At 64.3% G+C, this 19,050-nt stretch carries 15 protein-coding genes and 4 tRNA genes; 4 read left to right on the forward strand and 15 right to left on the reverse strand.

Annotated features, from left to right (window positions below; all coding sequences use genetic code 11):
* Positions 1 to 5 precede the first annotated feature (5 nt).
* The gene (locus ACZ9C1_RS10585; RefSeq protein WP_102685345.1) at positions 6 to 986 is read left to right on the forward strand and encodes a DUF1853 family protein; all 981 of its coding nucleotides are present in this window, start codon (positions 6 to 8) and stop codon (positions 984 to 986) included.
* A gap of 43 nt (positions 987 to 1,029) precedes the next feature.
* On the opposite strand, the gene ACZ9C1_RS10590 is transcribed toward ACZ9C1_RS10585, so the two are convergent.
* Positions 1,030 to 2,649: a WG repeat-containing protein gene (locus tag ACZ9C1_RS10590; protein WP_476253963.1), complete on the reverse strand. Its 1,620-nt coding sequence runs from the start codon at positions 2,647 to 2,649 to the stop codon at positions 1,030 to 1,032.
* A 175-nt stretch (positions 2,650 to 2,824) separates the two neighbouring features.
* On the opposite strand from ACZ9C1_RS10590, the gene ACZ9C1_RS10595 reads away from it, so the two are divergent.
* The gene (locus ACZ9C1_RS10595) at positions 2,825 to 3,370 is read left to right on the forward strand and encodes a cytochrome b (RefSeq protein WP_102685343.1); all 546 of its coding nucleotides are present in this window, start codon (positions 2,825 to 2,827) and stop codon (positions 3,368 to 3,370) included.
* On the opposite strand, the gene ACZ9C1_RS10600 is transcribed toward ACZ9C1_RS10595, so the two are convergent.
* Together ACZ9C1_RS10600 and ACZ9C1_RS10605 are read right to left on the reverse strand one after the other, a co-directional pair.
* Positions 3,361 to 4,254, reverse strand: a complete 894-nt coding sequence (locus ACZ9C1_RS10600; RefSeq protein ID WP_476253964.1) for a 1-aminocyclopropane-1-carboxylate deaminase/D-cysteine desulfhydrase — start codon at positions 4,252 to 4,254, stop codon at positions 3,361 to 3,363. The two genes, ACZ9C1_RS10595 and ACZ9C1_RS10600, sit on opposite strands and share 10 nt — an antisense overlap.
* A gap of 1,078 nt (positions 4,255 to 5,332) precedes the next feature.
* Entirely contained in the window at positions 5,333 to 7,369 is a 2,037-nt protein-coding gene (locus ACZ9C1_RS10605) for an NADPH-dependent 2,4-dienoyl-CoA reductase (protein ID WP_110704574.1), read from the reverse strand.
* A gap of 204 nt (positions 7,370 to 7,573) precedes the next feature.
* On the opposite strand from ACZ9C1_RS10605, the gene ACZ9C1_RS10610 reads away from it, so the two are divergent.
* Both ACZ9C1_RS10610 and ACZ9C1_RS10615 read left to right on the forward strand, forming a co-directional pair.
* Positions 7,574 to 8,692, forward strand: coding sequence for a carbon-nitrogen hydrolase family protein (locus ACZ9C1_RS10610; protein WP_110704572.1), 1,119 nt, complete (start codon positions 7,574 to 7,576; stop codon positions 8,690 to 8,692).
* Positions 8,693 to 8,696: 4 nt separating this feature from the next.
* Complete coding sequence (locus ACZ9C1_RS10615; protein ID WP_277505164.1) at positions 8,697 to 9,737, forward strand: AraC family transcriptional regulator; 1,041 nt, start codon at positions 8,697 to 8,699, stop codon at positions 9,735 to 9,737.
* Between the two features lie 203 nt (positions 9,738 to 9,940).
* Here the strand turns inward: ACZ9C1_RS10615 and ACZ9C1_RS10620 are convergent, their stop codons facing one another.
* The 12 genes from ACZ9C1_RS10620 to accD all read right to left on the reverse strand — a co-directional run bounded on the left by ACZ9C1_RS10620 (position 9,941) and on the right by accD (position 19,013).
* Complete coding sequence (locus ACZ9C1_RS10620; protein WP_476253965.1) at positions 9,941 to 10,828, reverse strand: DUF2242 domain-containing protein; 888 nt, start codon at positions 10,826 to 10,828, stop codon at positions 9,941 to 9,943.
* A 197-nt stretch (positions 10,829 to 11,025) separates the two neighbouring features.
* Positions 11,026 to 11,102, reverse strand: a tRNA-Asp gene (locus ACZ9C1_RS10625).
* Between the two features lie 139 nt (positions 11,103 to 11,241).
* A tRNA-Asp gene (locus ACZ9C1_RS10630) sits at positions 11,242 to 11,318 on the reverse strand.
* Between the two features lie 83 nt (positions 11,319 to 11,401).
* Positions 11,402 to 11,478, reverse strand: a tRNA-Asp gene (locus tag ACZ9C1_RS10635).
* An 81-nt stretch (positions 11,479 to 11,559) separates the two neighbouring features.
* Positions 11,560 to 11,635, reverse strand: a tRNA-Val gene (locus ACZ9C1_RS10640).
* A 235-nt stretch (positions 11,636 to 11,870) separates the two neighbouring features.
* Complete coding sequence (locus ACZ9C1_RS10645; protein ID WP_111532668.1) at positions 11,871 to 12,644, reverse strand: SDR family oxidoreductase; 774 nt, start codon at positions 12,642 to 12,644, stop codon at positions 11,871 to 11,873.
* Positions 12,641 to 13,852 (reverse strand): O-succinylhomoserine sulfhydrylase, encoded by a 1,212-nt coding sequence (locus ACZ9C1_RS10650; RefSeq protein WP_110704564.1) that lies wholly within the window; start codon positions 13,850 to 13,852, stop codon positions 12,641 to 12,643. Before ACZ9C1_RS10650 ends, ACZ9C1_RS10645 begins: the two co-directional genes overlap by 4 nt.
* A gap of 15 nt (positions 13,853 to 13,867) precedes the next feature.
* On the reverse strand, positions 13,868 to 15,373 hold the full coding sequence (gene purF / locus ACZ9C1_RS10655) for an amidophosphoribosyltransferase (protein ID WP_102685386.1): 1,506 nt from the start codon (positions 15,371 to 15,373) through the stop codon (positions 13,868 to 13,870).
* 42 nt (positions 15,374 to 15,415) lie between these two features.
* Positions 15,416 to 15,970: a CvpA family protein gene (locus ACZ9C1_RS10660; protein WP_038706536.1), complete on the reverse strand. Its 555-nt coding sequence runs from the start codon at positions 15,968 to 15,970 to the stop codon at positions 15,416 to 15,418.
* A gap of 178 nt (positions 15,971 to 16,148) precedes the next feature.
* Positions 16,149 to 16,829 carry an SPOR domain-containing protein gene (locus ACZ9C1_RS10665; protein WP_277505171.1) on the reverse strand — a complete coding sequence of 227 codons (681 nt, stop codon included), beginning with the start codon at positions 16,827 to 16,829 and terminating at the stop codon, positions 16,149 to 16,151.
* A complete protein-coding gene (gene folC / locus ACZ9C1_RS10670; RefSeq protein WP_277505175.1) occupies positions 16,813 to 18,120 on the reverse strand; it encodes a bifunctional tetrahydrofolate synthase/dihydrofolate synthase in 1,308 nt (435 codons plus the stop codon). The genes ACZ9C1_RS10665 and folC overlap by 17 nt, the downstream gene beginning before the upstream one ends.
* Positions 18,120 to 19,013 carry an acetyl-CoA carboxylase, carboxyltransferase subunit beta gene (gene accD, locus ACZ9C1_RS10675; protein ID WP_028690439.1) on the reverse strand — a complete coding sequence of 298 codons (894 nt, stop codon included), beginning with the start codon at positions 19,011 to 19,013 and terminating at the stop codon, positions 18,120 to 18,122. Before accD ends, folC begins: the two co-directional genes overlap by 1 nt.
* Between the last annotated feature and the right edge of the window lie 37 nt (positions 19,014 to 19,050).

Below are 19,050 nucleotides of genomic sequence, written 5' to 3' on the forward strand. Positions count from 1 at the left end.
AGATTATGGGCGAAAGGACCGGCCAGCGGCAAACCGGCTATGCTCGCAGGATGACGCCCTTCGCCGATCTCGAGCCCCTGCCCCGCCAACTGCGCCACCCTGCCGTGCGCGACCTGGCCTGGGCGCTGCTGTCGCCCCCGCTGCTGGCGCAGGCCGGCTGCCCCCAGCGCCACCCGCTGCAGGGCAGCGCCTGGGCCGATGATCCCCAGCGCCTGGGCCAATGGCTCGTGACGCTCGACCAGGAGCCTGCGCCGCTGCTGGACTGGCTGGCACGCCTGAACAGCCGGCGGCTGGGCCTGTACTACGAAAGCCTGTGGCAGTTCGCCCTGCAGCAGGCACCGGGTATCGAGCTGCTGGCGGCCAACCTGGCGATCCGCGACGGCGGGCACACCCTGGGCGAGCTGGACATTCTGCTGCGTGACCGCGAAGGCGATCATCATCTGGAGCTGGCCATCAAGCTCTACCTGGGACCGCCTAGCGGCGACGGTGGCGACCCAGGCCTCTGGCTCGGCCCCGGTTGCCATGATCGGCTGGGACGCAAGCTGGCACACCTGGTGCACCACCAGCTGCCCATGTCGAGCGGACCGCAGAGTCACACTGTGCTGGCCGGATTGGGTCTGGACCGGGTGCAAGCCCACCTGTGGCTTGGCGGCTACCTGTTCTACCCACGGTCGGGGCAGACCCGTCCACCTGACGGGGCCAACCCCCGGCACTTGCGCGGTGGCTGGCTGCGCCAATCTGAATGGAGCGAAGCCGATAACGGATGCTGGCAGCCCCTGCCACGCCAGGCATGGCTGGCGCCAGCGCGCTTTGAAGCACAGGCCTGCTGGAACGCAACGCGCTTCACCGCCTGGCGGCAAGGGCTGGAACCCGATGCCCACGCACACTTGCTGTGCAGAGTGGAGGAACAGGCGGACGGAACGTGGGAAGAGGTCGAACGGATGTTCCTGGTGGCCGACAACTGGCCGCACCTCCCCCCACGCTGAAGCAGCACCCGCTGCCGATTCACCGGCGACGGGTGCTCAAGCGTCAGGACGCCTCGGCCACCGGCTCAGGCGCCGGGCAATGGGCCTGGGCATCCTTCGGCCACAGCACCTGGCCCTTGCCATCGACCACCTGTTCCGCGCCACAGGGCAAACGATTGGTGTCGAACACCACGCTGCCATCCAGACGATACAGGGCGCGCAGCGTGCGCACGGCGTCATCGCCATTGCCCTCGACTCGATAGGCGAAGATCGCGCCACGCGCCTCGTCGACTTCCAGGTCCTGCCATTTGGCGGGCACCAGCAGCTTGCCATCGATGTCGTACAGCGCGCGCAGGGTATCCGAATTGCTGCCCTCGGCAGCCAGCAGGTGGCGGCCATCGGCCAACAGCTTGAACGACACGAACTGTTCCGGCTGAACCAGCACTTTGCCCTGCTCGTCCATCAGGCCCACGGTATCGGTTTCACTCGGCATACCGAGGAGCATCACCGTCTTCTTCGGCGATTTCAGCTCGGTGAAGGCATAGCGCTTGGGCGCAACCACGCCGATCTGCTTGTATATGGGCTGGAACACGACCTTCCCCTGGTCCAGGTCGATGGTTCCGTAGGTTGCCAGGAACATGTTCTGCAGCTTGCCGATATGGTTGAAACCCGGGCGATGGCCACTCATGCCGAGCAGGCCGATACCCGCATCGCCGATCGAGTCGTACTCGGGCTCGATCAGCCATTTGCCGTCATGCCCGATCATCCCGGCCTTGCCGCGGTCTTCGCCGGTGCGCTGCAACTGCACCATGCCGCCAACCTTGCCGAACGTCTCGCAGTTCTGGTATTGCGCCTCGATGACGACCTTGCCTTGATAATCCAGGTAGCCACAAGGTTTGTCGTAACCATCCCTGAAGGCCACCAGACCACCGCCTGGCGTGCCCAGCCAACCCTTGTCGAGCGCAATCACCAGGTTGCCGGAGGCATCAGCCAGCCCCTTGCCCGCGCCGCCTTCGCGGGTGACCACCAGATATCCGTCAGCCGCGCTGACAATGGTGTCGAAGTCCAGCTTGCGCAACACCTTGGTCTGGAGGTTGTATCCCCAGCTCTCGCCTTGCCGCTCGGCCAGCACCCAGTTGCCACGCTTTGCGAAATCCTCGCGCACGTACAGCGAGTCGAACACCGCTTCGCTGACCTTCTCGCCCTGAGGCGTGAGGATGCCGCGCAGTTCGTCGATCTCATAGACGATGAAGTCGTTGTCACCTCCGACATAGACAGTGTCGAAGATGGCCGGCTGGACTTCCTTGCCCTGCTCATCCATTACTCCGACCTTGCCATTGCGGACGTAGCCGAACAGGCCAGGGGTCAAGGTGTAGAGCTCATCGGTGAGGTCGGCGCGAATCACCTGCTTGCCGTCGCCACTTGCCAGGTGCCAGTAGTCGCCACGTCCGAAGATGAAGGCGTTGGTGAAGGCTTGGGTGTAGATCTGGGTGAACTCGCTGCCTGGGGCGACTCGAAATGCGCCGTTCTGGTCCAGCACCGCGCACTCGTCGTTCACGCACAGTGGAATGGTCAGCGCGGCAATCGGTGGAGTCTTGACCGCCGGGGCTTGCTCGCAGCCGGCGAGCAGCAGGGACAGGGCGCCAAACAGCGCTACCCGAGGGGTGGAGATGAGGCGTTTCATTGACACAGGATCCTTGTGCGATGGAGATCGGGTGCAGGCCCAAAGCCATTACCCAGGCCCGTTGTGTCGGCCATGATTGATAGATCTGAAGCAAACACATTTCCACGCCAGCGATTAGAGTTAGGGGCAGGCGCCATCAAGAGCGCTCTTTCCGACCTGATGACGAGGACCCACCATGGTTTCATCCACTCCTGCGGCCCACTACGCGCGCCTGTCGATCGCCCTGCACTGGCTGATGCTGGTGCTGCTGGCCGCCGTCTACGCCTGCATCGAGCTGCGCGGCCTGTTCCCCAAGGGCAGCGCCGAACGCGACCTGATGAAAGACCTGCACTTCATGCTCGGGCTGACGGTGTTCGTGCTGGTCTGGCTGCGCCTGGCCATGCGCCTGTCGCGCCCCACGCCGCCGATCGTGCCCAAGCCACCAGCCTGGCAGACCGGCCTGTCGCACCTGGTGCACCTGCTGCTGTACCTGATGATGATCGGCCTGCCGCTGGCCGGCTGGGCAATCCTCAGCGCCGCCGACAAGCCGATCCCGTTCTATGGCCTGGATCTGCCGGCCATCGTCGCCCCGGATCCGGACCTGAGCAAGTTCATCAAGGGCTGGCATGAACGCATCGGCAGCTGGGGGTACTGGCTGATCGGCCTGCACGCACTGGCCGGGCTTTATCATCACTACGTGCGGCGTGACAACACCCTGCTGCGCATGCTGCCCTACAAGTAACCGCGTCGTCCCTGCAGGCCTCCGGTATGCAGGAATACCAGGCGGGTGCCGGGAGCGAAATGCCCGGCCTCGACCCGGTCGCGCAGGGCCAGCAGGGCCTTGCCGGTGTAGAGCGCCTCCAGCGGCATGCCGGTTTGCCGTTCGGTGTCGGCGATGAACGCCAGCAGTGCGTCGTCGATACGGGCAAAGCCGCCACGGCTGGCGTCGTGCAATTGGTAGGCGTGCACGCCCGCCAGCGCTGCGACGGTTTCCGGTACACCGTGGTCAAGGGGCACGGCCAGGGCGCCATGGACCACATGTCTGCCCGCCTCCTCCAGCACCATTCCGGCCAAGGTCGTGCCGGTGCCTGCCGCCAGCCACCAGGCGTCGTAGTCCGTCCAGCCGAGCGTTGCCAACTGCGCCCGGCATTGCGCGACGATCAAGCCGCAGCCCTGCGCGCCAGCTTGGCCGCCACCGCCTTCAGGGATGCAGTGCCAATCCGGGTAGCGGGCCTGCCAGGGCTCCCAGAAACCGGGTTCATGGCGATTGCGGTAGCCGCCGAAACCGAGCCAAAACAGCTCCATGCCCAGGGCTCGCAGGTCTCGCACCGTCGGTGTGTCCTGGGGGTGGCCACGCAATAGCCCGGCAGTGGCGAAGCCGAAGCGCTTGCCAGCCGCCGCCAGGGCATGAAGATGGTTGGAATGGTTACCACCCAGGCTGATCAGGCCCGGCGCATTGGCCTTGCGAGCCTGGAGCAGGTGATGACGCAGCTTGAACCATTTGTTGCCGCTGATCAGCGGGTCGATCAGGTCCAGGCGCAGGACCGCAGCTTCGATTCCCGCGTGGCGTAACCAAGATAGGTCGAGGCATTGCAGGGGTGCTTGGGGGAGAGAAAAATCAGACATGCAGGCAGTTTATCTGATTGCCCAGATGCAAATGTGCTGCTCGTTGCCGTTGCCGTTGCCGTTGCCGTTGCCGTTGCCGTTGCCGTTGCCGTTCAGGAGTCTAGCGCCATACCCCGCTAGCGACAGCTGCGTCAGCCCAGGCGCCATCCGTAACTTCGCGACTTCAGGAGGCCGAACGCAGGTCTTGCGGAGGGAGGTGACGGGCATGGATGCCCGTCAAGCGCTGCGCCCCAGGATGGGGCGTTCAGCGCGGTCCTCCCGGGAGCAAGGCCGGAGTGAGGGAACCCGGAGCGAAGCGGAGGGCCGGATGAATGGAGCGCACGGTTTTTGGTTCCTTTTTGCCACGACAAAAAGGAACTCGCCGTAAAGGCGAAAAGGTGACTGTGCGTCGACATCGCAAATGAATGCGCTTACAACTATAAAAACCGATGCCGATTGACTTTGACTTTGACTTTGACTTTGACTTTGACTTTGACTTTGACTTACACAGCGTGCGTCTCGAAAGTTATATGCGCATTCATTTACGATGGGGACGCATAATCACCTTTCCGCCCTTACGGCGGGTCCCTTTTTGAAGCATCAAAAAGGAACCAAAAAATGCTCGCTCCATTCATCCGGCCCCTACGCTTCGCTTCGGGGTCCCCTCACTCCGGCCTTGCTCCCGGGAGGACCGCGCTGAACGCCCCATCCTGGGGCGCAGCGCTTGACGGGCATCCATGCCCGTCACCTCCCTCCGCAAGACCTACGTTCGGCCTCCTGAAGTCGCAATTTGTGTCGCCTGAATTATCGCGCACTTAGAAGCAAAAGCAGAGCAAGAGCAAGAGCAAGAGCAAGAGCAAGAGCAAGAGCAAGAGCAAGAGCAAGAGCAAGAGCAAGAGCAAGAGCAAGAGCAAGAGCAAGAGCAAGAGCAAGAGCAAGAGCAAGAGCAAGAGCAAGAGCAAGAGCAAGATACATGGAGTATATGAAGACTACTCGCAGTGCTTCTTCAGTTACAACTACTCGCTGACAAGCCAACTCCCAAAGGAAAGGTGTATCACCACCTCACCTGTGAAAGTTGGCTCATCACCTGTTCAAACAATTACAACTCGGCCGCCAATCTCGACCCTTGGTTAATCGCCCGCTTGGCATCAAGCTCAGCCGCCACATCAGCGCCACCGATCAAGTGCACTGATTGCCCGGCCGCCACAAGGCCGTCATGCAACTCGCGCAGCGGCTCCTGCCCCGCGCAGACAACGATGTTGTCCACCGCCAGCACCTGCGGCTCGCCCTCGCCGATGCGCACATGCAGGCCGGCATCGTCGACGCCCAGGTACTCGACGCTGTTGAGCATCTGCACCTGCTTGTTCTTCAGCCCCGTGCGGTGGATCCAGCCGGTGGTCTTGCCCAGGCCGTCGCCAACCTTGGTCTTCTTGCGTTGCAGCAGATAGACCTGGCGCGCCGGCGCATGAGGCTCTGCCTTCACCCCGGCCACACCACCACGGGCCTCCAGCTGCGTATCAATGCCCCATTCCTTCCAGAACGCCTCACGGTCCTGGCTGGTGGCCACGCCCTTGTGCACCAGGTACTCGGACACATCGAAACCGATACCACCAGCACCGATCACCGCCACCCGCTCGCCCACCGGCTTGCGCTCGAGCAGCACGTCCAGGTAGTTCAGCACCTTGGCATTGTCGATGCCGGGAATGGCCGGCGTGCGCGGGGCGATGCCGGTGGCCAGAATGACCTCGTCGAACTCGCCGGCCACCAGCGCAGCTACATCAACACGAGTGTTCAGGCGCAGCTCGACACCAGTGGACTTCACCTTGTTGCGGAAGTAACGCAGGGTCTCGTAGAACTCCTCCTTGCCCGGCACGCGTTTGGCCACGTTGAATTGCCCACCGATCTCGTCGGCAGCATCGAACAGCGTTACGGCATGACCGCGCTCGGCGGCCACGGTGGCCGCTGCCAGGCCCGCAGGACCCGCGCCGACCACAGCAATGCGCTTCACCGCCCGTACCGGCAGGTAGTTGAGCTCCGTCTCATGGCAGGCACGCGGGTTGACCAGGCAGCTGGTCAGCTTGCCGCCGAAAGTGTGGTCCAGGCACGCCTGGTTGCAGCCGATGCAGGTGTTGATCTCGTCGCCACGGCCTTCGGCGGCCTTGTTGACGAAATCGGGGTCGGCCAGGAACGGCCGGGCCATGGAGACCATGTCGGCATCGCCCTCGGCCAGCACCGCCTCGGCCACTTCCGGGGTATTGATGCGGTTGGTGGTGATCAACGGGATCTTCACCACGCCGCGCAGCTTGGCGGTGACCTTGCTGAACGCCGCGCGTGGCACCTTGGTGGCGATGGTCGGGATGCGCGCCTCGTGCCAGCCGATACCTGTGTTGATCAGCGTGGCGCCGGCCTGCTCGATGGCCTTGGCCAGCAGCTCGATCTCCTCCCAGTTGCTGCCCCCCTCGACCAGGTCGAGCATCGACAGGCGGAAGATGATGATGAAGTTCGGCCCCACCGCCTCGCGCACCCGCTGCACGATTTCCACGGCCAGGCGCATGCGGTTCTCATAGCTGCCGCCCCAGCGGTCGGTGCGGTGGTTGGTGTGGGCGGCGAGGAACTGGTTGATGAAGTAGCCTTCCGAACCCATGATCTCGACGCCGTCGTAGCCGGCGCGCTGGGCCAGGCTTGCGCAGGTGACGAAATCGCGGATCTGCTTCTCGATGCCCTCCTCGTCCAGCTCCTTGGGCTTGAACGGGTTGATCGGTGCCTGGATGGCGCTGGGCGCCACCTGTTTCGGACTGTAGGCATAGCGCCCGGCGTGGAGGATCTGCAGGCAGATCTTGCCACCGGCGGCATGCACGGCCTCGGTGACGACCCGGTGCTTGGCAGCCTCTTCCTCGGTGCTGAGCTTGGCCGCGCCGGAGTACACGCCGCCTTCATCGTTGGGCGCGATGCCGCCGGTGACCATCAGGCCGACACCACCACGGGCACGCTCGGCGAAGTACGCGGCCATGCGTTCGAAGCCGCCGGGGCGTTCTTCGAGGCCTGTGTGCATCGACCCCATCAGGGTGCGGTTGCGCAAGGTGGTGAAACCCAGGTCGAGGGGGGCCAGCAGGTGCGGGTAACGGTCGGTCGCCATGGATGGACTCCACAGTTGGCAGGATCACGGAATGCGGGCGCCTCTGCCGCTGTCTACACCAGCTCGCGGGGCCCGTCGGTTGTCTGAGGCCGACATTAAACAGGCGTTTGAACACGCTCAATGATCGAAACTGACAACTTATTGATCCTGCTGCACAGCAGGTCTACCCTAAGGCACCTCTACCGCACAACGCTGGACCGTTCCATGCGCAAACTGCTAGCCGGCGCCCTGGCGCTGGTCACCCTCGCTGCCCTCTGTGGCTATGGCTTCTGGACCCTGCAGCGTCCGGAAGGCCATTACCTGTCCGACCTGCGCATCGAGCTGGCCCTCAACCAGGGCGTGCCAGGCGAGCACGGCAACCTGCTGGGGGTCGAACCGTTGCTATATCCGGGCGACTACCAGAACCTGACGCGCCTGCACCGCAAACTCTCGGCCTACCTGGAGCAGGCCCGTGCCCAGGGGCTGGTCAACCCGCGCACCGTGGTGGTCCTGCCCGAGCATATCGGCACCTGGCTGTGGGCTCGTGGCGAAAAGCGTGAGCTGTACCAGGTTACCCAGCGCAGTGAGGCCTGGCAGTGGCTGGAGTTGAGCAACCCGCTGCGCTACGGCCTGGCGATGCTCGCCGCCAGCGGCGACGACCGCCGTTCGGACGCCCACCTGCGCATGAAGGCCGCGCAGATGGCCGCCGACTACCAGCAGCTGTTCGGCAACCTGGCCCGCGAGTTCGGTGTCACCCTGGTGGCGGGCTCTATCGTCCTGCCCGCGCCCTACGTCGAAAATGGCGTACTACGCACCGGCAACGGCCCGCTTTACAACAGCAGCCTGGTGTTCGCCAGCGACGGCTCGGTGCTCGGCCAGCCTCAGCACCAGCAGTACCCCGACAGCGAAAGCCGACGCTACATCCAAGGTGGCCAGCAACACCCCCTGCAAGTGCTGGAGACCCCCGCCGGGCGTCTGGGCGTGCTGATCGGCAGCGACAGCTGGTACCCGGCCAACCATCAGCAACTGGCCGCGCAATCGGTGCAAGTGATCGCCAACCCGGTTTTCCTGAGCGGCAAGCACAGCTGGCAAGCACCCTGGCGTGGCAATCGCCACCAGGCGCAGGCCGCCGACCTGCCGCTGCGACGCGGCGAGGTCAGTGAGCAACGCGCCTGGCAGCAACTACCGCTGGCCGCCAATGACAGCACCCCGAGCATGAGCGTGTTCATGCGTGGCCAGTTCTGGGAGCTGGGTAGCGACGGCCAGGGCTTTGCCAGCCAAAGCGGCACACTGTGGGTCGGCAACGACAGCCACGGTGCGCGCCTGCTCAACCTGTGGCTGTGACGCCATGCCCCGCCCCCGCGTACGCCTGGGTGATCTGTCAGTAGGTTTCGTCCAGCCCCTGGCCGAAGCACTGGCCATGCTCGGCCACGACCCGCAGCCGCTGCTGCTGCGCTACGGCCTCGACGCCAGGCGCCTGGCCGAGCCAGGCGCGCGCCTATCGATTCCGCGCTACATGCACCTGGGCCATGCGGCGATCGCCTTGTCCGCCGAACCGGCCCTGGGCCTGCACATGGGGCGCCTGAGCCGCCTGGCCCAGGCAGGGCTGGCCGGGGTGACTGCCGCGCAGGCCCCCACCCTCGGCGAAGCCGCCCGCACCCTGCTGCGCTTCGAACCGTTGTATGCCGCCAACTACCGGGGCCGTTCGAGTTTCCACGAAGACGCCCAGGGCGCCTGGCTGAGGTTCTATTCCATCAGCCCCTACAACAGCTACAACCACTTCGTGGTCGACTCGATGCTCGCGGGCTGGCTGGCGCAGCTCGGCGCCCTCACCGCCAGGCCGGTGCAAGCCGAACGTCTTGAGATCGAATTCGACACTCCCGTCTACGCCGCGCAATACCAAGGCCTGTGTACGGGCACCGTGCATTTCGGCGGCACCGCCAACCAACTGCGCCTGAGCCGGGCCACCCTGGACCTGCCGAACCTGCAGCACTGCGCCAGTACCTGGCAGCACTTGCTGCAGCTGTGCGAAGCGGAACTAGCCCAGCGCACCCGTGTGCGCAGCCTGGGCGAGCGCATCACCCATCTGCTGGGCCCACTGCTCAATGGCGGGCACGAACCGGACCTGGAGGAAGTGGCGCGGCACCTGCAGCTGCCGACCTGGACGTTGCGCCGCAAGCTGGCCGAGGAAGGCACGCGCTTTCGCAACCTGCTCAACGACACACGGCGTGACCTGGCCGAGACCTATATTCGCGATACGGAACTGGCCTTCGGCGAGATCGCCTATCTGCTGGGATTCGCCTCGGCAGAGGCGTTCCAGCGCGCGTTCAAGCGCTGGACGGGGCTGACCCCGGGGGAGTTTCGCCGCCATCAGCGGCAAGTCGGTTAGAGCTCGGTGGCGTCGTCGGCCGGCTCCGGCAGGTCCAGCTCATAGGCCTGGCACTCGAGCAGTTCTTCCTGGTAATCGTCCATCTTCACGCCCCTCATTCGTCGTTCTTCTGTCATTGCGCCAACCTAAGCCAGCGTAATGACAGATTGATTACAGCCCTATGAACGATAAACGTAGCAGGCACCCAGGAAGTTATCGACGAGTCAGAGTGGCGCCGGCGCCTGCTCTGCCGCCGGAGCTTCCTGCTGAACCTGGATCGGCGCTGGCTCGACAGGCGGCGCGATGGGTTGCGAACCCTTGCTGTCATCCACCACCGGCGCGGCCGGGGCCTCGCTCGACGGCACGGGAGGCGCTGGAGTGGCAACGGGCGCAGGCGCTGCGGCAGGGGCGGCAGCAACCGGTGTCGATACCGGGGCCGGTGTCTCTGCCACGCTTTCGGCTACCGGGGTGACGGGCTGCGCTACGGGCGCCAGGGCAGCGGGCGCAGGCTCCGGCAGGCCCAGGTCGGCGGCAGGTTTCTCCACCTTCGGCTCGGCGGCGGGTTCGGACTTCTCCGGCTTCTTCGGTTTCGGCAGGTAGCTTTCCACCAGGGCGAAGTAACGATCGTAGAACTGCGCGGCGGTGACCGTCTCGCTGGCCACCTTGACCATGGAGTCGTCGGTGGAGCCGATCGGCATCGACACCGAACCCAGCACGCCAACGCCAAGGCTGGCGGAAGTGTTGGACTTCTTCAGGGCGTAGCGATCCTGCAGGGCATTGGCGAACATGGTCGAGCGCTGCTTGTCGCTCATGTCCGGCACGCAGGTGATGTTGAAGCTGATCTGCAGGTGATTCTCGGCGTTCTGCTGGAAGCTCTTGTTGCCGGCGACCTGGTTGGCATCGCTGCTGGTGATGATGTAGCCCTGGCTGAGCAGCGCACGCCGCGCCGCCTCGCAGGAGCCGGCCTCACTGCTGGCGAAGGTGCGGGAAAAGGTGCCCGAGTCATCGAAGTTCTCGTGCTCGTAGACGGCGGCCTTTTTCGAGGAACAGCCGGACACGCCCGCCAGCACGAGGGCCAGCCCGAGCGCGCCATAGACGGTTGATCTAGACATTGCCAATTCCGGGAAGAAACGAATGGGGCGTATTGTGCATCACATCGATCAGCGGCTGAAACCTTTGATCGGTGAAGAGTCTGTCAGCATTATTGGAAATCCCTGCCCATGGCCGGACAAGCTGCTGAAACGAAAAAAGCGACCCTAAGGTCGCTTTTCCGTTGCTTCGAGGTGTTCAAAGGGCCTCGAGGCGAAGATGGCGCAGCGGACGGGACTCGAACCCGCGACCCCCGGCGTGACAGGCCGGTATTCTAACCGACTGAACTACCGCTGCGTATCGTTCGGGCTTGCACCCGATTGAAACTGGGATCTGAGCTTTCAAGCGCTACAGCGCGAAAGCCAGGAACAAAAAAGGCGACCTATCATCGCCTTTTCTGCTTGCTTTGAGCGTTCATGGGGCTCTCGGCGAAAGATGGCGCAGCGGACGGGACTCGAACCCGCGACCCCCGGCGTGACAGGCCGGTATTCTAACCGACTGAACTACCGCTGCGTATCGTTCAGGCTTGCGCCTGATTGAAACTGGGACCTGGCCTTGCGGCCTCAGACCGGTGCAAGCACCCATCTGGGATAAAATGGCGCGGCGGACGGGACTCGAACCCGCGACCCCCGGCGTGACAGGCCGGTATTCTAACCGACTGAACTACCGCCGCGCAGTGTTGGACTTGCGTCCTGTTTCTCTCTGCCAGAGCGCTTCTTGCAAAGCACCTTGGACCAGAAACCTCCTCAGGAAGTGGTGGGTGATGACGGGATCGAACCGCCGACCCTCTGCTTGTAAGGCAGATGCTCTCCCGGCTGAGCTAATCACCCCCGCGATGTTGCTTGTTGCGTTTGCTTCGCTGAGGCCGCGAAATTTACGCAGGTACCGATGCTAAGTCAATACCCCCATTGAAGTTTTTTTCAAAAAGGGCAAAAACAGCTGCAAGCTTGAAGCTGCAAGCGACAAGAAAAAGCTCTCCTCTCCCTCACTACCGTATTCGACCCGGAGAAAGACAAAGGGGACCTTACGGTCCCCTCTTGCAGCTTGGAGCTTATAGCTTGCCGCTCAGGTATAGATCATCTTGCGGGTCATCCCGCCATCGACCACGAACTCCTGGCCGGTGACGAACCCCGCCTGGCGCGACAGCAGCCACGCCACCAGCGCCGCGACGTCCTCTACCGTCCCCACCCGGCCAGCCGGATGCTGGGCATGGTCGGCGTCGCTCAGAGGCTCGGCGCGCCGCTGCGAGGGGTCACGGGCATCGATCCAGCCCGGGCTCACGGCATTGACGCGAATCTCCGGCGCCAGGCTCATGGCCAGGGCGTGGGTCAAGGCAACCAGCCCGCCCTTGCTGGCGGCATAGGCCTCGGTGTCCGGCTCGGATTGCCGGGCACGGGTGGAAGCCAGGTTGACGATCGCACCACCATGGGCGCGCAGGTAAGGTGCGCAATGCTTGGCCAGCAGCATCGGGCCATTGAGGTTGACCGCCAGCACCCGGTTCCATTGGGCCAGGGACAGACTCTCCAAGGTCTGGTTGTGCGGGTTGGCGATCGCCGCGTTGCACACCAGCGCGTCCAGTCGGCCAAACTGCCCGAGTACCTCGGACACCCCGGCACTGACCTGGGCCTCGTCGGCCACATCCATGGTGATGAACCAGGCGTTGTCGCCCAGCGCCTTGGCGACCTTGGCGCCACGCGGGCGGTCCAGGTCGCTGAGCACCACCTGCCAGCCCTCGCAGATCAACCAGGCGGCGATGCCCAGGCCGATGCCGCGGGCGGCACCGGTCACCAAAGCCACCCGACCATTATGGCCGGGCTCGCCACCCTTCCAGTCGATCACAGCGCCGCCAGGCCACGAGCCAGATCGGCTTGCAGGTCGGCCACGTCTTCCAGACCAACCGCCACGCGCACCAGGCTGTCACGGATACCCGCCGCTTCACGCTCCTGCGGCGTCAGACGCCCGTGGGAGGTGGTGGCCGGGTGGGCGATAGTGGTCTTGCTGTCACCGAGGTTGGTGGTGATGGAGATCACCCGGGTGGCGTCGATGAAGCGCCAGGCACCTTCCTTGCCACCCTTCACCTCGAAGCTGACCACCGCGCCGAAGCCGCTCATCTGGCGCTTGGCCAGTTCATGCTGCGGATGGCTCGACAGGCCGGCGTAGTGGACCTTCTCGATACCGTCCTGGCGCTCGAGCCACTCGGCCAGCGCCTGGGCGCTCTCGCAGTGGGCGCGCATGCGCAGCTTGAGGGTTTCCAGCCCCTTGGTGAAGACCCAGGCGTTGAACGGGCTGAGGGTTGGGCCGGCGGTCCGCAGGAAGCCCACGACCTCCTTCATCTGTTCGCTGCGCCCGGCCACCACGCCGCCCATGCAACGTCCCTGACCGTCGATGAACTTGGTCGCCGAGTGGAACACGATATCGGCACCGAGCTTGAGCGGTTGCTGCAAGGCCGGGGTGCTGAAGCAGTTATCCACCACCAGCAGCGCGCCGCGGGCGTGGGCGATTTCGGCCAGGGCAGTGATGTCCACCAGCTCAGCCAGCGGGTTGGACGGCGACTCGACGACCAGCAGCTTGGTATTGGCCTTGATGGCTTTTTCCCAACCGCCCAGGTCGACCAGCGGCACGTAGTCCACCTGCACGCCGAACCGCTTGAAATACTTCTCGAACAGGCTGATGGTCGAGCCGAACACACTCTGCGACACCAGCACATGGTCGCCGGCACTGCACAGCGACATGACCACGGCGAGGATCGCCGCCATGCCGGTGGAGGTGGCCACGGCCTGCTCGGCGCTTTCCATGGCCGCCAGGCGCTCCTCGAAGGCGCGCACGGTGGGGTTGGTGTAGCGCGAATAGACATTGCCCGGCGTTTCGCCGGCAAAGCGCGCGGCAGCGTCGGCAGCCGTGCGGAAGACATAGCTGGAGGTCAGGAACAGCGCTTCGCTGTGCTCGGCCTCCGGTGTACGGTTCTGACCGGCGCGCACCGCAAGGGTGTCGAAACCGACACCCTCGAGGTCACTGTCCAGTCGACCGGCATCCCATTGTTCGGTCATGCCGTCGCTCCCAAATCAGTTGTTGTACAGGTCGATGATCGCGCTGACCGCCTGGTTCTTCACCTTGGCCAGGTCATTACGAGCCTGCTCGATGCGGTCGAGGTAGGCTTCGTCGATATCGCCGGTGACATACTCACCGTTGAACACCGCGCAATCGAAATGCTCGATCTTGATCTTGCCGCCACCGACCGATTCGATCAGGTCCGGAAGGTCCTGATAGATCAGCCAGTCGGCGCCGATCAACTCGGCCACCTGTTCGGTGGTACGGTTGTGGGCGATCAGTTCGTGAGCGCTCGGCATGTCGATGCCGTAGACGTTGGGGTAGCGTACCGCTGGGGCCGCAGAGCAGAAATAGACGTTCTTGGCGCCGGCTTCGCGGGCCATCTGGATGATCTGCTTGCAGGTGGTGCCGCGCACGATCGAGTCGTCCACCAGCATCACGTTCTTGCCGCGGAACTCCAGCTCGATGGCGTTGAGCTTCTGGCGCACCGACTTCTTGCGCGCGGCCTGGCCGGGCATGATGAAGGTACGGCCGATGTAGCGGTTCTTGACGAAGCCTTCGCGGAACTTGACGCCCAGGTGGTTGGCCAGTTCCAGCGCCGCGGTGCGGCTGGTGTCCGGGATCGGGATGACCACGTCGATGTCGTGCTCGGGGCGTTCGCGCTGGATCTTCTCGGCCAGCTTTTCGCCCATGCGCAGGCGCGCCTTGTATACCGAAACGCCGTCCATGATCGAATCCGGACGGGCAAGGTACACGTGCTCGAAGATGCACGGCTGCAGTTTCGGGCTCTTGGCGCACTGTTTGGTGAACAGCTGGCCGCCTTCAGTGATGTACACCGCCTCGCCCGGCGCCAGGTCGCGAATCAGGGTGAAGCCGAGCACGTCCAGGGCGACACTTTCCGAGGCGATCATGTACTCGACGCCTTCGTCGGTGTGACGCTGGCCAAACACCACCGGACGGATGCCGTTGGGGTCACGGAAGCCGACGATGCCGTAGCCGGTGATCATCGCCACCACCGCGTAGCCACCGACGCAGCGGCTATGCACGTGGGACACGGCGGCGAACACGTCTTCTTCGGTCGGCTGCAGCTTGCCGCGCACGGCCAGCTCGTGAGCGAACACGTTCAGCAGCACTTCGGAGTCGGAGTTGGTGTTGACGTGGCGCAGGTCGGACTCGTAGATCTCCTTGGCCAACTGCTCGACGTTGGTCAGGTTGCCGTTGTGCGCCAGGGTGATGCCGTACGGCGAGTTGACGTAGAACGGCTGGGCCTCGGCCGAGGTGGAGCTGCCGGCGGTCGGGTAGCGCACATGACCGATGCCGATGCTGCCCACCAGGCGCTGCATGTGGCGCTGCTGGAAGACGTCGCGCACCAGGCCGTTATCCTTGCGCAGGAACAACCGGCCGTCGTGGCTGGTCACGATACCGGCAGCGTCCTGGCCGCGGTGCTGAAGCACGGTTAGCGCGTCATACAGCGCCTGATTGACGTTCGACTTACCGACGATACCGACGATGCCACACATGCGACGCAACCCCTACTTTGATGAAACTTGAGTGAAGCGCGCTCAGGGCTTGGTCGGCCCGAGCAACTGCTCCTTGAACGGAAGGTCAACGGGTGCGCTGACCCCACTGGACATCCACTGGCCGCTGAACCCGAGTATGAGGTTCTTCGACCAGTCGGCTACCAATAGAAATTGTGGTATCAGGCGCGATTCCTGCCACCACGGATCCTGTTGCACCGGCCCCAGGCTCAGCAGCCCGACCGCCACCACCACCAGCAGGCCCCCGCGCGCGGCGCCGAAGGCCATGCCGAGGAAGCGATCGGTGCCGGACAGCCCGGTCACGCGGATCAGCTCGCCGATGAGGAAATTGAGCATCGCCCCGACCAGCAGCGTGGCGACGAAAAGAATGGCGCAGCCGGCAATGACTCGTGCGGACGGCATCTGGATATAGCTTTCAAGATACTGCGCAAGCGAGCCGCCGAACATCCAGGCCACCGCGCCGGCGACAATCCAGATGAGCAGGGACAAGGCTTCCTTGACGAAGCCGCGCTTGAGACTGATCAGTGAGGAAATGGCGATGATCGCGATGATCGCCCAATCAACCCAGGTAAATGCCACGGTGTTGCCTGCCGACGTTTGAGGCGGCGCATTTTACCAGAGCGAGGGGCTGGGGGTAAGCGGAATGTCAGGAGTTTGAAGGGCTGCAGGCTGACTCCGGGGACAGCTTTACAGGTTTGAAAACCATCGCGGGGCAAGTCGCTTCGGTGCGCCGATGCGACTTGCCCCGCGATAGATGCTAACCACGTTCCGGCTGGAAACGTACCACGATGCCCTTTAGGTTCTGCTGGCGATTAATCACATCACGCAGGCGCTCGGCTTCCGCTCGCTCGATCAACGGTCCGACGAATACCCGGTTCATGCCGTCCGCCGAACGAATATAGGCGTTGTAGCCCTGGCTGCGCAGGGTCTTCTGCAGATTGTCGGCACCGGCCCGATTGGACAGGCTGGCCAACTGGATCGACCAGCTCACCGGCAGGCCGTTGACGTCGATCTTCGACGGCGTAGCGGGCTTGGCCGCGGGCGCGGTAGGCGCCGCGCTCGGTGCAGGCGCCGGACGGGGCTCGACCTTGGCTACCGCCGGAGCGGGCACCGGGGTCTGCGGTTTGGGCTGAGGTTGCGGCGCAGTCGGCGCCGGAGTGATCGGCTGGCTCGGCGTAGCCACCGGCGCCGTGGACTCGTCAACCACCACTACAGGCTGCTCGCTCTGCTCCGGCAGCGGTTGTGGCTCCGGCACCTGCACAGGCTCCACCTGCACCTGGGGCAGATTGGGCATAGCCGGCGCTTCCGGCGCCTCGACACGCACCTGGCGCATCTCGTCCTCGCGGGTGAACAACATCGGCAGGAAGATCACCGCCAGCGCCACCAGCACCAGCGCACCGACCATGCGCTGCTTCATCCCTTTATCCAGCACTGCCATCTACTCCATCCTCGGAAACCTGCCGCTCAAGCCAGGCCAGGGCCTCGCCGACGCAGAAAAACGAACCGAACAGCAGGATCTGGTCATCCGCCGTCGCCCGGGCGCACTGCCCTTCGAGGGCAGCCGCAACACTGGCGTAAGACTTCACCGTCGCACCGAGGTTCGTCAAGGCATCCGCCAGTTCCGCGGCCGGGCGGCTGCGCGGCGTGTCCAGCGGCGCCACCGCCCAGTCGGAGACCTGACCGCGCAGCGGCGCAAGCACGCCGGGCAGGTCCTTGTCTGCCAACAGGCCGAAGACCGCCAGGCGTCGCCCCCTCACCGGGCGTGCCGCCAGGCGGCGGGCCAGATACTCGGCGGCGTGCGGATTGTGACCGACATCCAGCAACAGCTCGACACGCTTACCCTGGAATGACAGACCACGCCGGTCAAGGCGACCGGTGATACGGGTATCGAGCAAAGCCTGACGAACCTTGTCGGCATCCCACGGCAGCCCCATCAGCAGGAAGGCCTGCAAGGCCAGGGCGGCATTCTCCATGGGCAGGTCGAGCAACGGCAGGTCATGCAGTTCAACGGGCGAACCGTCGAGCTGGCGACCACGCCAATGCCAGTGGTCAACGCTGCTATCCAGGTCGAAATCACGTCCACGCAGGAAGAACAGGCAATCCAGCTCGCGCACCTTGTCCAACAAAGGCTGCGGCGGATCAAGGTCACCGCACAGCGCAGGCTTGCCCTGGCGGAAGATTCCCGCCTTCTCGTAGGCTACCGACTCGCGGCTATCGCCCAGGTAATCGACGTGGTCGACGCCAATGCTGGTGACCAGCGCGATGTCGGCATCCACCAGGTTGACCGCATCCAGCCGGCCACCCAAACCGACCTCGAGCACCACGGCATCCAGTGCGGCTTGCCTGAACAGCCAGAACGCCGCCAGGGTGCCCATTTCGAAATAGGTCAGCGAGATCTCGCCCCGCGCCGCTTCCACGGCGGCGAACGCTTCGCACAGGCGCTCATCGCTGGCCTCCTGGCCGTCGATCAGCACCCGTTCGTTGTAACGCAGCAGATGCGGCGAACTGTACACCCCGACCCTTAGCCCCTGCGAGCGCAGCAACGCGGCCATGAAGGCGCAGGTCGAGCCCTTGCCGTTGGTGCCGGTCACCGTGACCACACGGGGCGCCAGCGCGCCCAGCCCCAGGCGCGCAAGCACCTGTTGCGAGCGCTCCAGGCCCATGTCGATGGCCGAGGGGTGCAACTGTTCGAGGTAGGCGAGCCAGTCGCCCAGGCTGCGCTGGTTCATCACGCGACGGCGGCGACCTCTTTGGCCGCTTCCGGGGTCGGCTGGCCAGTCATCTGCGCCAGCAGGCGGGCCAGGCGCGGACGCAGCTCGTCACGGGAAATGATCAGGTCGATGGCACCGTGCTCCAGCAGGAACTCGCTGCGCTGGAAGCCTTCCGGCAGCTTCTCGCGCACGGTCTGCTCGATTACCCGCGGGCCGGCAAAGCCGATCAGCGCCTTCGGCTCGCCGACGATCACGTCGCCAAGCATCGCCAGGCTGGCGGAAACGCCGCCGTAGACCGGGTCGGTCAGCACCGAGATGAACGGAATGCCTTCTTCGCGCAGGCGCGCCAGCACGGCGGAAGTCTTGGCCATCTGCATCAGCGAGATCAGTGCTTCCTGCATGCGCGCACCGCCGGAAGCGGAGAAACAGACCATCGGGCAGCGATTTTCCAGCGCGTAGTTGGCAGCACGCACGAAACGCTCGCCGACGATGGCGCCCATCGAGCCGCCCATGAAGGAGAACTCGAAGGCGCTGACCACGATCGGCATGCCCATCAGGGTGCCGCTCATGGAGATCAGCGCGTCCTTCTCACCGGTCTGCTTCTGCGCAGCGGTCAGGCGGTCCTTGTACTTCTTGCCGTCACGGAACTTCAGGCGATCGACCGGCTCCAGGTCGGCGCCCAGTTCTGCACGACCTTCTGGATCGAGGAAGATATCGATGCGCGCGCGCGCGCCGATACGCATGTGGTGGTTGCACTTAGGGCAGACGTCGAGGGTCTTTTCCAGCTCCGGGCGATACAGCACGGCTTCGCAGGACGGACACTTGTGCCACAGCCCTTCCGGTACCGAGCTCTTCTTCACCTCGGAACGCATGATCGAAGGGATCAGTTTGTCTACCAACCAGTTGCTCATGCTTGCTTTCTCCAGTATTGGCCGGGGAGACCTTTGC

Source organism: Pseudomonas sp. TE21435, from assembly GCF_056279265.1.

What these genes read in the sequence shown, in the direction of transcription:
- ACZ9C1_RS10585 (WP_102685345.1), top strand. Translation starts at nt 6, where the DNA reads ATGGGCGAAAGGACCGGCCAGCGGCAAACCGGCTATGCTCGCAGGATG.
- ACZ9C1_RS10650 (WP_110704564.1), bottom strand. Translation starts at nt 13,852, where the DNA reads ATGACCGAACAATGGGATGCCGGTCGACTGGACAGTGACCTCGAGGGT.
- ACZ9C1_RS10610 (WP_110704572.1), top strand. Translation starts at nt 7,574, where the DNA reads ATGCGCAAACTGCTAGCCGGCGCCCTGGCGCTGGTCACCCTCGCTGCC.
- ACZ9C1_RS10595 (WP_102685343.1), top strand. Translation starts at nt 2,825, where the DNA reads ATGGTTTCATCCACTCCTGCGGCCCACTACGCGCGCCTGTCGATCGCC.
- accD (WP_028690439.1), bottom strand. Translation starts at nt 19,013, where the DNA reads ATGAGCAACTGGTTGGTAGACAAACTGATCCCTTCGATCATGCGTTCC.
- ACZ9C1_RS10665 (WP_277505171.1), bottom strand. Translation starts at nt 16,829, where the DNA reads ATGGCAGTGCTGGATAAAGGGATGAAGCAGCGCATGGTCGGTGCGCTG.
- ACZ9C1_RS10600 (WP_476253964.1), bottom strand. Translation starts at nt 4,254, where the DNA reads ATGTCTGATTTTTCTCTCCCCCAAGCACCCCTGCAATGCCTCGACCTA.
- purF (WP_102685386.1), bottom strand. Translation starts at nt 15,373, where the DNA reads ATGTGTGGCATCGTCGGTATCGTCGGTAAGTCGAACGTCAATCAGGCG.
- ACZ9C1_RS10590 (WP_476253963.1), bottom strand. Translation starts at nt 2,649, where the DNA reads ATGAAACGCCTCATCTCCACCCCTCGGGTAGCGCTGTTTGGCGCCCTG.
- ACZ9C1_RS10605 (WP_110704574.1), bottom strand. Translation starts at nt 7,369, where the DNA reads ATGGCGACCGACCGTTACCCGCACCTGCTGGCCCCCCTCGACCTGGGT.
- ACZ9C1_RS10615 (WP_277505164.1), top strand. Translation starts at nt 8,697, where the DNA reads ATGCCCCGCCCCCGCGTACGCCTGGGTGATCTGTCAGTAGGTTTCGTC.
- folC (WP_277505175.1), bottom strand. Translation starts at nt 18,120, where the DNA reads ATGAACCAGCGCAGCCTGGGCGACTGGCTCGCCTACCTCGAACAGTTG.
- ACZ9C1_RS10620 (WP_476253965.1), bottom strand. Translation starts at nt 10,828, where the DNA reads ATGTCTAGATCAACCGTCTATGGCGCGCTCGGGCTGGCCCTCGTGCTG.